This window comes from Pantoea sp. X-Soil-OKNW-713 (assembly GCF_059730685.1).
In genome coordinates this window covers 145,894-159,257 of the sequence record NZ_AP035998.1, presented here as the reverse complement: position 1 = coordinate 159,257, position 13,364 = coordinate 145,894, and the positions used below count along the sequence as shown (strand labels likewise).

Annotated in this window: 12 protein-coding genes and 2 pseudogenes; 9 read left to right on the top strand and 5 right to left on the bottom strand. The window is 49.6% G+C overall.

The annotated features are described in order from the left end of the window. The first annotated feature begins 159 nt into the window (after window positions 1-159). A complete protein-coding gene (locus AC6I8R_RS25700; RefSeq protein ID WP_497833247.1) occupies window positions 160-369 on the top strand; it encodes a YdgH/BhsA/McbA-like domain containing protein in 210 nt (69 codons plus the stop codon). Window positions 370-758: 389 nt separating this feature from the next. On the opposite strand, the gene AC6I8R_RS25695 is transcribed toward AC6I8R_RS25700, so the two are convergent. Then, entirely contained in the window at window positions 759-1,118 is a 360-nt protein-coding gene (locus AC6I8R_RS25695) for a hypothetical protein (RefSeq protein WP_497833246.1), read from the bottom strand. A 575-nt stretch (window positions 1,119-1,693) separates the two neighbouring features. On the opposite strand from AC6I8R_RS25695, the gene AC6I8R_RS25690 reads away from it, so the two are divergent. Continuing rightward, entirely contained in the window at window positions 1,694-1,954 is a 261-nt protein-coding gene (locus AC6I8R_RS25690; protein WP_497833245.1) for a hypothetical protein, read from the top strand. Between the two features lie 938 nt (window positions 1,955-2,892). Next, window positions 2,893-3,330: a VOC family protein gene (locus AC6I8R_RS25685; RefSeq protein WP_497833298.1), complete on the top strand. Its 438-nt coding sequence runs from the start codon at window positions 2,893-2,895 to the stop codon at window positions 3,328-3,330. Between the two features lie 66 nt (window positions 3,331-3,396). On the opposite strand, the pseudogene AC6I8R_RS25680 reads toward AC6I8R_RS25685, so the two are convergent. Beyond that, window positions 3,397-4,507, bottom strand: a pseudogene (locus tag AC6I8R_RS25680) (IS3 family transposase). Between the two features lie 800 nt (window positions 4,508-5,307). Between AC6I8R_RS25680 and AC6I8R_RS25675 the strand changes: the two are divergent. Next, complete coding sequence (locus tag AC6I8R_RS25675; RefSeq protein ID WP_497833244.1) at window positions 5,308-6,348, top strand: hypothetical protein; 1,041 nt, start codon at window positions 5,308-5,310, stop codon at window positions 6,346-6,348. Between the two features lie 224 nt (window positions 6,349-6,572). Here AC6I8R_RS25675 and AC6I8R_RS25670 read toward each other — a convergent pair whose 3' ends face one another. Further along, window positions 6,573-6,968: a secretion/conjugation apparatus DotM-related subunit gene (locus AC6I8R_RS25670; protein WP_497833243.1), complete on the bottom strand. Its 396-nt coding sequence runs from the start codon at window positions 6,966-6,968 to the stop codon at window positions 6,573-6,575. Window positions 6,969-7,033: 65 nt separating this feature from the next. Further along, the gene (locus AC6I8R_RS25665; protein WP_497833242.1) at window positions 7,034-7,423 is read right to left on the bottom strand and encodes a hypothetical protein; all 390 of its coding nucleotides are present in this window, start codon (window positions 7,421-7,423) and stop codon (window positions 7,034-7,036) included. A gap of 286 nt (window positions 7,424-7,709) precedes the next feature. Between AC6I8R_RS25665 and AC6I8R_RS25660 the strand changes: the two are divergent. From AC6I8R_RS25660 to AC6I8R_RS25640, 5 genes and pseudogenes are all read left to right on the top strand, one after another. Then, a pseudogene (locus AC6I8R_RS25660) lies at window positions 7,710-7,841 on the top strand (recombinase family protein); the annotation flags it as partial. A 58-nt stretch (window positions 7,842-7,899) separates the two neighbouring features. Further along, entirely contained in the window at window positions 7,900-8,073 is a 174-nt protein-coding gene (locus AC6I8R_RS25655; RefSeq protein ID WP_497833241.1) for a hypothetical protein, read from the top strand. A 360-nt stretch (window positions 8,074-8,433) separates the two neighbouring features. Then, the gene (locus AC6I8R_RS25650) at window positions 8,434-9,915 is read left to right on the top strand and encodes a TolC family protein (protein WP_497833240.1); all 1,482 of its coding nucleotides are present in this window, start codon (window positions 8,434-8,436) and stop codon (window positions 9,913-9,915) included. Next, window positions 9,912-11,030, top strand: coding sequence for an HlyD family secretion protein (locus AC6I8R_RS25645; RefSeq protein ID WP_497833239.1), 1,119 nt, complete (start codon window positions 9,912-9,914; stop codon window positions 11,028-11,030). Before AC6I8R_RS25650 ends, AC6I8R_RS25645 begins: the two co-directional genes overlap by 4 nt. Further along, entirely contained in the window at window positions 11,023-12,600 is a 1,578-nt protein-coding gene (locus tag AC6I8R_RS25640; RefSeq protein WP_497833238.1) for an MDR family MFS transporter, read from the top strand. Before AC6I8R_RS25645 ends, AC6I8R_RS25640 begins: the two co-directional genes overlap by 8 nt. On the opposite strand, the gene AC6I8R_RS25635 is transcribed toward AC6I8R_RS25640, so the two are convergent. Continuing rightward, the gene (locus tag AC6I8R_RS25635; RefSeq protein ID WP_036626115.1) at window positions 12,597-13,352 is read right to left on the bottom strand and encodes an AraC family transcriptional regulator; all 756 of its coding nucleotides are present in this window, start codon (window positions 13,350-13,352) and stop codon (window positions 12,597-12,599) included. The two genes, AC6I8R_RS25640 and AC6I8R_RS25635, sit on opposite strands and share 4 nt — an antisense overlap. Window positions 13,353-13,364: the final 12 nt, after the last annotated feature.

The following is a 13,364-nucleotide window of genomic DNA, read 5'->3' as shown; positions in this document are numbered from 1 at the left end:
TGTTGGATCGATGAAGCAGTTTGCTGGTTAACATTCATTCAATTTTTTTGAGTTCTTTCAGCAAATCCCTCAGCTTTTACTCACCCGTCGACAGGTCTATTCTCTCTCACATCGAGGCACAACGCCTCACCGATTAAACAAACTTCTGAGGGAATGACCATGAAATCTATCAAAACTTTCGTTGCAGTTGCGGCCCTGTCACTGATTTCTTTCGGCAGCTTTGCGCAGAGCATCACTGCTTCCGCTTCCACCCTGGATGGCGCAGAAGCCAAAATCGCTGCACAGGCCGCACAGCAGAATGCGCAGTATAAAATCACCGAAGCGAACACCAATAACCGTGTTCACATGACCGCAGAACTGTACAAATAACGGATGGTCTTACAGGGAAGTGCCGGAAGAGGTCGCCGCAAGGCGGCCTTTTTCGCATTTGCTGTACCATAAATTCAGTGAGTCAAGTTTGACCATCGCCAACAAAAACTGGCTCTGGATGTGAGTTGCATCTGCGTGACGGCACGTCATCTTCATCACGGGGCAGCGCTGATACAGAAGTACCTGCGATAGCGTTGGTCAATAATTAACCATCACTCTACAGCCCTGCCGGTTCACGGCGGGGCTGATTTTATCCACAGGGTTTACGGGAGGCTATGCACCCGGAATGTGGACAACCCGACAAAAAGATACCTCTTAATCTGCAAGCTAACATTAAGGCTGAATACAGATACGATCTGCTATGAGCGAGGAGCTCTGTATCCGTGCAGTTATGAACCGTAACAGGCGAGTTCTCTCAGTCTCTTGATTACGGATTCTGGATCAGCAGACGCATACTCCAGTACGCTCAACCAGATGATTTTATCTTCGTCGAATCCCTGATGGTAAAACTGATACCGAAGACCGGGAGCGCAAACGAGAAGAGAGGGATTTCGTTCTGCCAGTAAATTAATATCTGACTCGGTGTCGTCAGCGAAAACTGTCCATCCAGGGTCTAACCTGTCAAGTTCATTCTGAAGGGCTGCGATATACTTTTCGGGAAGTTTGTAGGGGAAAAAACCTCCCTGTAGAGGCGAACGACCTAACATAGGACTGGGGCGATAAATCATGTAAATGGCTTTGTTTGTCATAACACTCCCTGTTTGTGTCAGTAAATCAAACACTGACAGTTCTACGCTTCTTAAATATGTTCCTGCAACCGTAAATTGAGGATATTGCTGCGTGTCGCTGTCATGCTGCCTGCCGGCAGTGGCTTACAGGCAGGGTGTGGATTTCTCAGATATTGCCGGGGTGCTGGATCATCCGAAATTACTGCCGGATACGCCAGGTCTCGGTGAACAGTATAGGGAGTCTGGAATCAGCTATATTTTTTCTTTTCCTTCCTTAATATCCTGTTGATGCGCGGCAGCCATTCCCGGAAATTGCTGGTCAGCGTGCGTGACTGGCGTTCAGTAGGCACCCGGCAAAGGAATAAGCGGCTCCGTGTAAAATGACAGTCTCCCGTTGCGTAAATTTCATACTGATTGTTATGCAGTTCCCATTCAATGTGCGTGAATGATGTGCCGGGGCAGCGGCTTAACCTTTCTTTATTAAACACATTAAGACCGCAGAGAAAACGGGTAAACGGATTTCTAAGACTGTCGGGATTAACTGTAAAGGAAGTGGAAAAATTGAATCCTTTACCGGGTATCTTAAGGTAACGGCGGTGACGTATGTTGATGAGGGTACGGTTGCGACATTTGACCAGTTAACCCCTGAAAAACACGCCTATGAGATCCTCGCAATCCAGCCAGGCAAAGCCGGAAGTATTTATCTTTCTTTTCCCCATCCTTCTGGCGGCGGGGACGGTGGTGCCATTCAGATTTTTCGTGACGGCAATGCGGTTTACGGTGAGGTCGGGATAAATGGCGTTAAAAATATCGGATGTACGGTGACCGCGCCTGGCAAGGTGGGTGATTTGCAGTAACTGACATCCTCACTGACCTTCAGACTGATAGGGAAATACCGTACACAGCGATCTTCAGATTGGAAACACCACAGGGTAGGGCCGTTACGGGCTGAGGCCTGCACGGTTTCCTGATACCCGGTTCGCAGTTGATGGTATTTGCGGATAGCTATCCGGAAGCCGTCACCATCTTCAGGGCGCTGGGTCGCAAAGTCCCTTAACCGCTTTGCAACCGGATATACCCTGGCAGGCTTCCCCTGCTGGTGGAGCAGACGTTGCGCCTGCGGCGACGCGGCCTGCCTCCACCTTCCTCCGGTTCAGCAGATAATTTTTTAAAAACTGAAGAGGATTATCAGAGGTAAAGGGATTCGAAACAGGAATTCTCTTTTAAATACTCTGAAGCCAGCAATCATTCATTGCAGATGTCTCCGCATCGGTATTGAGTGACTCAGCAATTTGAACGGCGCATTTTAGATGCGATGTTTTTTCCCACGAGACCATTTTGCGGAGTTTGTTTTCCTTATCAGGCATATCCCGGATAGCGATTTAGATGCTTTTGTTTTTTTCATACCTTGTCTGATTCATTCATGCGCGGAAGCGCCATTGATTCGTTGTCGATGTTTGGCTTCCGTCAGCAATCGAGGCTGACCGCTGAGGATATTCGCTTTAGTTTCGAAGAATATGCTCGTTAGACCGGTGGACCGGCAAATCAGGAATATCAGCAGAACCGCGCAGATGAGTGCGACATATAGCAGGATGACATAGTTGATGGCGCTATGCCCGTTGAATCCATAACCGGACATAGAAGTTGATGGGCAGCTAAGAGCGAAAAGCGGACATTCGCAATTTATCGATAAAAGATGCAGGCTTGTAAAACGGTTGCGCATTTATCGTGTAGAAATAAAGCAGGCTTTTTATATAGTTGGATGATGAGCTTTGAAAATTCAGCAGGTAATCGCATGATATTAAGTGTTAATCACGTTGGTTTTTCAGTTAAAAACATTGAAGACTCATTATTATTCTGGACTCAGATTCTTGGAGGTAAATTATTACGCGAAGGAAAAATGTCTGGACCTATAATCGATGAGGTAACAGGTGCACGGGGAGCTGATGTACGAATGGCTTTGCTTGAACTGGTTGATATTCAAATTGAATTACTACAATACAATAACATTGAGCAGCCAGAAGTACCTTCAGCGCCCTATATCCCAGGCTACGCTCACCTTGCTTTTATAGTTGAGGATCTTGATACGCTCTTAGGCAAAGTATCGGACTACGGCTGGAAGACGCCCGGTAAACCTCAGACAGTGTTGTCAGGACCCATGCAGGGAACCCGAGTAATATATTTACAAAGCCCTGATGGTCAGACGCTTGAATTGATGGAACGCAGTCAATGAGGCCCACATATTATGACCTGTTATTCACTAATGGAGTGACCCCTCACCGGTAGACTGTTTCTGTCCTCACGTCGAGGCCTTTTCGAAGGCCTCCGGACTGACGCCACCCAGATGGCTGTGACGCCGGGTCCGGTTGTAGAACACTTCGATATAATCAAATATATCCGCCCGGGCCATGTCCCGGGTTTTGTATATCCGCTTTCTTATACGCTCCTTTTTCAGCGAGCTGAAGAACGATTCTGCCACCGCATTATCCCAGCAGTTGCCGCGACGACTCATACTCGGCGACAGGTTATGGGCCCGGCAGAATCGCTGCCGTACTGACTGCCCTGGTCACTGTGCACAATAACGCTGCCCTCAGGCTTGCGCCGCCACACGGCCATCAGCAGTGCATCCAGCGCAAGCTCGCGCGACAGTGTCGGTTTCATCGACCAGCCCATCACATTGCGGGCAAAGAGGTCGATGACCACGGCCAGATAGAGCCAGCCCTGCCAGGTGCGGATATAGGTGATGTCCGTTACCCAGACCTGATTGGGTTTCACGACCGTGAACTCCCGCTGTACGCGGTTAGGTGCTATCAGCGAAGGTCTTCCCCTGACGCCCCGGGGGATTTTATAGCCGTGTACGGCCTGTATCCTGTTCTGTTTCATGATCCTGGCCACGCGATTTCTGCTACAGACTTCTCCGATTTCACGAAGATCGCCGTGAACTCTGCGGTAACCGTATACACCGCCGCTCAGTGCATAAGAGTCGCGGATTAACGCCAGCAGCCGCTGATTATCCTTTTCTCCGGCTGTAACAGGACGATGAAGCCAGACGTAAAATCCTGCACGGGCAACCTTCAGAACCCGACACATTGCTACGATCGACCAGATTTCACGGTGATCGTTAATGAAGCGGTACTTCAGTCGTGTTCCCTTGCAAGGTACCGCGCTGCCTTTTTCAGAATATCCCGTTCTTCCTCGGTGCGTTTAAGCTTCAGGATTTCCGCTCTCGTGTAGAGCAAATCCTGCGCCTGATGACCGCTGTTATCCGGTTTTACTGAACGAACCCATTTATAAAGGCTGTGTGCCGATACGCCGAGACGTTCTGAAACCTCGGCGACGGAATAGACCCGTTCGATGATCTGCCGGACAGCTTCTTCTTTAAACTCAGGGGTAAAACGTGTTGTGCCCATAGACTCCTCCTGCGCTCAAACTATAGGGCAGATTTGTCTACGGGCTCGGGTCACTCCACCTGACCTAAATCCTGGCCTCTATGATTTTGCTAACAATCAAGGCATGGTTATTCTCAGGTAGGGAGTGACCAGGATGGCAGTGCCTTAACATCATGTTCGCAAAGTGATTAGGGCTACAGCGAAATCTCCCTTAAGGCTCTGCTTAGAGAAGATGGTGGCGCAGCAGTATTTTTTCTCAGATTTTATCCTTCGATTGGTGGCAGAGGGCTTCACCTTTACTTCTGAGTGAGGTTGTACTGGATTCGCATTGCGTTCTTCTGCATCTGAGTCACTGTGGCAGCTTTTTCATGCTGCCTATGATTGTATGAAAATCAGATATAAAGTGCTTCCCGTATCAGACTGATTTCCTGATTATTAGGGGAAGAGTGTTATCGCCAACCAACGATTTGCTATAACGACAATCCATGATGTATTTTTCTTCTATGCTATTACACTGGCCTTGCTGCTGTGCTTACTCCGTTGAAGTGTATATCAACAGCGCGTGAAGCACTGGATAGTGCCGGCCAATGTGAATGTGGCAGTGTGTGATGTGGTTGTTATCCGGGATTCAGTAAGCAAACAGCATTAATGGCTTGGTACTTCATTTCCCTTAAACCGAAGATTTTTTAGCGAGATGAAATTATTTCGGGAGAGTTACATCAAACTGCAATATTAAAGATTCGCTTAGTCCGTTCCGAACTGTTTTTCAATCGGATTCATTTAAACAACTACAGCATGTAGGTACAGATAAGGATATTAAAGTGCAACCAACTCATGTTTCTGCAACCTCAGTACTAGCGATGCATAAATTTAAGAGTGAAGGGGGAGGGGAAAGAAATTTTTCTTCGTTTACTAACTCAAAAGATACGTTAAAATCGATTTGTTACAGTCAGCCACGAAACTCAGATCGCGAGAAAATAAATACAGTTTCCAGAAGTCTTGTGCAGGAACTATCGATTGTATCTACCGAACGTCGGTCAAAAATATTAAAACGTTCTCTGTCCACGATGGATCACTGTACCATAAACCTGAAACATACTATCAAAGAGATGCACATACCAGTTTCACCATTAAAAGCTATAGCATGCGACATGTTGAGACAGTTATCTTTTTCCTCTGATGAAGATAGACTTAAAGTAATAAACGAGGCACTTGCTGAGATGGACCGCCTCAACGATTGCCGTGATCCAGGTTATGAAACTCAAAGCAGCAGCCCAATTATGACACCCGCATCAGAGGATTACCACGACGACTTCAAATATCCTGAGAGTTCAGATCCTGAAGTTGAAAGCAATGAACTGAATTCGCCGCCCAATCGAAACAGCCGTTTTCATGATCATGCCTGCACTCAAATTAGCTCACCCTCTTCACAGAGGATTTATCACTCCAGATTCAGTGATTGCGTTAAAAACAGGCTCAACGCTATTGCTGAACAATACAAGCCTCTTGCAGAAGAAAGTCTCACGACTGAATCACATGACAAACCTGAGATGGTGCCTGACATGATAACTTCGGCAGTGAAGGACTCTTTAGCAGCATTCGAGCGAACCTGTACCAAACGTGAAGTACTTGATGAGCAGATGAGCGCTATCAAGGAAAAGCTTAAACAACTGCCAAATCGACGCAAACAGCTCGAATTGGATGTGAACTGTATTCAGGATAAACTTAGAAACATCCCTACAGACTTTTCCTTTTACGAGATAACGCACGTAGATATTGAAATGAAGGAAGTATTCGCGTCACACAGTAACGAATACTACCAAGTTCATCATCGGAAAAGTGACGTATTCGTAAAGGAATAAAACTCGATAATATATTTTAATCAGGATTGTGTGGAAAGGTAATTATTACAGTTCATGACTATTGAAAAATCTTACCAGAATGGATATAGAAAAAAATGAATAACTAATTTAAACATAGCTCTCCATGTGAGAACGTTGAATGCAGAGAGAGCTTGTTTGTTTTTTGGTCAAGCCTTGCTGAGTTTTATATGATTTTTCCGTGAAAAGTGTCGAACGTAGTTACTCTATAGGTCGTTATCATGCAGCGCGGCGATCGCGGTTCGGACATAGCTATACTGCCCGACCCATGCCTGTGCGGCTTGAGAAGTGGCAACTTGGTGAAATGCCTGGTTAGCCAGAGACAGGTTGGGGTAACCGATTTTATTACGGTAATGACGATCAACTTTCAGGGTTGAACGGTTGAGTTGATCAAGCAGTTGCTTGGCCTCTTTGCGTTTACCCAGGAAGTGTTGCAGCCCGAATATCGCGAACATGGATTTTTCATGATCTCTGAACTGGTCAAAATCGGGCAACAGGCTTCCGGGACAGGGGTCGCGTGAAGGGGTATGAATACGAGGTTCGCCAAGTTGGGCGATAAACATCTGCTCCGCCAGTTCCCTGCGCAGTTGATGGTTCACCACCAGACTGTGCTCAATAGCAAACTCATCTGGCGTCTGTGCACTACGATGTTATTTCGGGTCGACATTCAGTAACTGAGTTTTTTATCACCATAAATCAACGCCGGAACGATCGCGGGTGAAAACGACGCCATGATGCGGGGAAGTGAGTGAATGGATATATCGCGGCGGGGGCGGCTTGCCTGATGGCACTTGACGGACACAACACCCGTTATCACAAGCGGAATCAGGGCGACCAGCAGAATGCCGGCTGTGTGATTCATGACGGAGAGGAATACAGACCAGCTTACCGTTTCAGCGTTGTTATGTGTGTCTGCCAGCAGGTTAATCCGCCAGGCGGCATGGGCATGGGAAAATGAGAAATCCGCCAGACTCCAAATCCAGTAGAGCAGGGTGGTGATACATTCGATGGTTATCTGCCTGAAGAACAGTGCAGTGACCAAAAAAATGATCAACACACCCACTATTAAATGATAACGGCAAAATAGTGGGAAGAAACCATTGGTTGAATCACATGATAAGTCCAGAGAAGAATGTGTATTTAGTTACAACAAACATATATAGCATAGTTAATAGTCGGAACACTTCTGCGACCATAGTGCCGCACTCCCCCTAAAACAGTGCAAACATCTGACATGAGACCGTATGAACCCCCTTGAAGAGCATTCTGCCAGCCTAAAGGGCTGGATCTTAGTCACTTGAAAATATGTATGTTGTAATTAGAGTGTGACTGCTTTGCGATTACTTGGGCGCCCAGAGTTGGGCCGCTTACAGATGGACAGTCATCGTAATGATATTTTGCTGGTCGAGCAGATAGCCCCCCTGACCCGTCTGAGAAACAGCGACTGGATGACGCTGAAAAAGCAATTTGAAAAGTTAATGCCTGGCAAATGGAATAGCTGTTTCCATTTTCAAAGATGGTGGTAAGGAATCGATGAAAAAAGCGTCCACCTTAGAACAGGAACTTTGCTCTCATGGTGTTTATGGTGCAACTGAGTCTAAAGAAATTACTTTCTATCAGGGAATTCGGAATCATGCTGCCCATGGAGATCAAGTTAAAATGATGATCCAGGGAATTGCTGCATTTGTTGCAAGAAATCCTGTGTAATTTGTTAGAGGGTAAATTGACTGCATAAAATATAAAATCGTTTCTGAGAGAAAATTCACACCAGGCCCAAGATGAGAAGTGCGTTTCTATTGCAAAGCTGAATCATTTATTTAACATAATAAGCATCTGAAATATTTCATGTTGAACCTAAGCACAGATGACCGGGTTCAGACCAATCTGGCCACCCCGACCCTACACTTCGCTGGTTGTTCAACCAAAAGGTAGGGCAAGAAAGTTTCCCGTCGCGCTACCTTCGCTATGCCCGAATGTCCATTTCGCGATAAAGATAGTCCAACGCGCGACATAAAGACACCCAGCAATTTAGTAACCTGGACGCATTCTCATTAACGAGTTTGCCCAATGAACAAATCCGCTGGATGTTATGTTGCCTTATTCCCCCTGCTGTTAGCAGGTTGTACATCAGGGCCGGAACAGCCCCCCATAACCACTTTACCCGTGAAACTCGACGGGCAAAGCGCGTCCATCCCTGATAAGTGGTGGACCCTCTATCACGATGCGGATCTGAATCACGCGGTTGAACAGGCGCTGACTAATAATCGCGATCTGCGTATGGCCGCTGCAAATCTCCGGGCAGCAAAAGCTGTGGTGGATGAAACGGATGCAGCGCGTCTTCCCACGACATCTCTGAATACTCAGGCCGGGTACGGCAGTACTGCAAATGACCAGTTAGAAGCCGCTCTGGATCAATCCGATCATATCCGTACCGGTGCACGTTATGGCATTGGTATTGATGTGCAGTGGGAAATCGATTTTTTTGGTCACCTCCGTTCGATGCGCCATGCAGCCAACGCCGATGCGCTGGCGGTGATGGCAGAGGAGGAGGGCACGCGCGTGCTGGTTGCAGCCGAAACCACCCGAGCCTGGCTAAGTGCCTGTAGTTACGCCCAGCGGATCGGTATCGCACAGCGTTCTTTGCTGCTGGCAACACAGGGCCAGCAACTCGCCAGCCAATTGTATCAGTCCGGTGCAGGTGTTGAGCTGGATGTGATACGTGCGCAGAACCAGGTTGAACTGGCAGCAGCTGAACTGCCTCCCTTACAGGCTGCGCGCCACAATGCCCTTGCTGAGCTTGCCGTATTAATGGGGCAATTGCCTGACAACCCACCTCAGGCGGCAATGCAGTGTCAGTCAACGCCCTCGCTGGCAAGCATAGCGGTTCCTCATAGTGAGGGGATGACAATGTTAAGCCGACGCCCGGATGTCCTGAAGGCTCAGCAGGCGTTGATTGCGGCAACGGCTCGCATCGGCGTCGCTACTGCCGACTTCTACCCCCAAATATCGATTGGCGGCAGCGTGTTCAGCTCAGCCCATCAGCCTGATGGGTGGGATAAAAGCGGAGCGACCGTCTGGAGTCTCGGCCCACTTATTTCCTGGTCATTCCCGAATGTGAGTGAGCAACGCGCACGTCTTGCTCAGGCGAATGCCCGTGAGCAGTCTGCTCTGGCGCATTTCGATGCCACAATTCTTGGTGCACTGAAAGATGTACAGCAAGGTATGACGAATTATAACGCGGCATTACAACAGAATGCCGCGTTACAACGGGCGGCGGCAGGCAGTCAGCATGCGTTAAAACTCGCGTCCATTGCCAGAAAAGAGGGCGCTGCGACCGCGCTGGAGTTGCTGGATGCACAACGCACTGACATCGCTATTCAGCATCAGTTAGCCAGCACCGACACCCAACTCATAAATACACAGATCGCGCTGTTTAAATCCCTCGGGGGCGGCTGGCAGCAAGCTCCGTCCATACCCTTACCCGTGCCGCAGCGTAGGCCTGTTCCATCTCAGATCTCCCTTGTCGATAACAGAGAAATAAAACAATGACCAAGAATCCGCAGGTTGCTGAAAAGCAGGCCTTTACTCATCGCTATGCAAAACCCCGCCCCCGTACTCTGATGATCGCCATATTTCTGCTGATCATCGCACTGACCTGGGGAATTTACTGGTGGACAACCGCCCGCTGGATGACCGATACCGATGATGCCTATGTGCGGGCTGATATTGTGACGCTTGCACCACGGGTCAGTGGTTATCTCGCGGCCGTAGAGGTTCAGGATAATCAGCGTGTCAGCGCAGGACAGGTGCTGGCCCGCATTGACGATAATGAATATCAGGCGAAAGTCAGTCAGGCGGAAGCGGTCGTGAAGTCAGCAGAGGCGCAAAAGCGTCTCCGGCAGGCGCAGATTTTCAATCTGGATGCACGTCAGGCACAGCAGAAAAATCGCGTTGATGAAGCGATGGCAACCGTCCATGCAGCAATAGCCGAATCCGCCCGTGCCGTGCAGGAAGCGCAGCGACAGCAGCGGCTGGTCAGTCAGCATGTCAGCAGTGAACAACTGCTGGAATCCGCTAACGCCCAGATGAAAAAAATGGTTGCCTCAGTTGCGCAGGCACAGGCTGCATTATCAATCACCCGACAGGAGAGCGGGGTGCTGGCGAGTGAGCGACAGGGAGCCGTAGCCGAGCAGGACAATGCTGATGCGGCGTTGCGCCAGGCTCAGGCGCAACTGAATCTGGCGCGGATTGATTTAGCCAGTACCAATATCATCAGTCCGATTACCGGCACCGTCGGACAGCGATCCATCAGAACCGGGCAATATGTTGAAACGGGGGCACCTTTACTCGCGGTGGTACCTGACAATGTCTATGTGATTGCCAACTTCAAGGAAACCCAGCTTAATCACATGCACATTGGTCAACCTGCGGAAATCAGCGTTGACGCCTATGGTGGCAGGCGCTTTCGTGGAACGGTGGACAGTTTCGCGCCAGCCTCTGGCGCACAGTTCGCACTGTTGCCGCCAGATAACGCCACGGGGAACTTCACCAAAATTGTCCAGCGTATGCCGGTGAAGATTCGGCTCTCAGAAGGACAGAACGGAGAAGATGTGATTCGTCCCGGGATGTCCGTTTTGGTGACCGTGGACACCCATCATGACTAAGCAACTGACCATAGAACCCACAAACTCCATTTCGCTTCGTACCTGGGTAGCCGTGCTGGGCAGCGTAGTGGGCTGTTTTATGGCGGGGATGAATGTGCATGTGACTAATGCTTCATTGCCGGATATACGCGGCTCACTGGGTGCGTCATTTGAAGAGGGGTCATGGATCACCACGGCTTATCTGGTCGCGGAAATCATTATCATCCCTGTCACAGGTTGGCTGGTATCAATTTTTTCGATGCGTAGAGTCCTGATGACCGGGACCACGGGCTTTGTGATCTTTTCGGTCCTCTGCTCAATGGCACCGAATATACAGACCATGATCGCCTCCCGCGCGTTACAGGGCGCCTTCGGTGGCGTGCTGATCCCGCTCTCTTTTCAACTTATTGTCAGTGAGTTGCCTGCCAGAAAACATGCGCTGGGCATGGCCCTGTTTGCCGTTGCCAACAATGTTGCTCAGGCTGCCGGGCCGTCACTGGGAGGCTGGCTGACAGACGTCTATTCCTGGCGGTGGATTTTCTATTTGCAGGTGCCACCGGGTCTGTTGTTGCTGGCGGCGATTGGCTGGTCGGTTAAACCCCAGCCACTGATGCTGGAAAAGTTACGGCAGGGAGACTGGTGGGGCATTATCACCATGGCGCTGGGATTGTCCGCACTCCAGATCATGCTGGAAGAGGGCGAGCGTAACGACTGGTTTTCTTCTGCCTATATCATTAACTGTACGCTGCTGGCTGTGATCGGATTGCTGGGGTTTGTCTGGGTTGAACTCAGGAGTAAAACACCTTTTATCAACCTTCGTCTGTTGGGACGTTACAATTTTGGCATCGCCAGCCTGATGCAGTTCTGCTTCGGTGCCGTGGTATTTGGCGTGGTCTTTTTGGTGCCGAACTACTTCGCCGAGGTACAGGGATATAACGCCAGCCAGATCGGTATCATGATGATCCCCTATGGCATCATTCAGTTCATTATGTCTTTCGCCACACCGCATTTGATGCGCTGGAGCAGTGCGCGAACCATCATCATCGTCGGATTTCTCATCACGGCTCTGGGATGCCTGATGAACATCCATCTTAATCCTGATGCGGCGGCCAATGTGATTGTGCCCTCACTGGTGGTACGCGGCATCGGCCAGTCGCTGGTCGTCGTCGCTTTAGGGGTGATGGCGATTCAGGGGCTGGAAAAAGAACAGGTTGGATCTGCCTCGGGTCTATTCTCCATGGTAAGAAATGTTGGCGGCGCGGTAGGGATCGCGCTGTCAAGTCAGATAGTGGTGGAGCGCGCCAGGTTTCATGCCGTACGACTCGGTGACGCTGTCACGGATTTTTCTCAGGGTACCCAGGAAAGCATGGTCGCGATGGTGAATCGGTTGTCTCACCAGCACATCAGCTACGCTACGACGCTCTATGGAGAGGGTTTAACCCGTTTACGTATGCAGGTGATGGCACTGATCAACCAGGAGATACAACGGAATGCGTTGTTGATGGCGTACAGCGATGCTTTTTATCTCGCGGGGATCGCCATGTTGCTTTGCGTCATCACCGGGCTGGTACTGCGAAAAAGCAACGATTAAGAATAAAAAGCCGAAGGCGGCATGCCAAATTGACGTTTGAAGGCCGCTGCAAAAGCACTCTGACTCTCATAGCCATGCTGTAACGCCACCTGTAAGACCGGCTGGCCCTGCGCCAGAGACTCCAGCGACAGCAGCAGTCTGGCCTGCTGCCGCCAGCGGCCAAATGTCACGCCGGTTTGTTTGTGGAACTGACGATGGAAAGTTTTGACTGTCATCGACAGCAGGTCAGCCCAGTCGTCAGCGGTTCTGGCATCAGAGGGTTCCGCAGACAGCAACTGGCAAACTCGTAAAATGCGGGAATCCTGCGGCCAGGGAAGGTTGAAGGGTAAAACCGGTAATGTGCACAACTCATCAAGGATAAACCGCATCAGACGTGCGTCACGGCTATCTGGCAGGTAATCTCCCTCGACTCTGGTCGCCGCCAAAATCAACTCTCTCAGTAACGGAGACACTTCAATAACGCAGTCCTCGTCGGGAAGTCCCGGTATCGCATCGGGCAGCACAAAAATACTGCGCATCCTGGCCGCACCACGCATACGCACCGTGTGGCTGATACCCGCTTTTAACCAAACGCCTCTGCTGGGTGGGACGACCCAGCGCCCTGCACTGGTCTCAATGACCAAGACCCCTTCAATCGCATACAGCAGTTGAGCGAGGTCATGACTGTGCGCAGGAATAACATGTCCATTTATGAAGTCTGCCGATACAGCCGTTACCGGCATCACACCCTGTTCAGGAAAAAAATGATTCATTGCATTATTAAG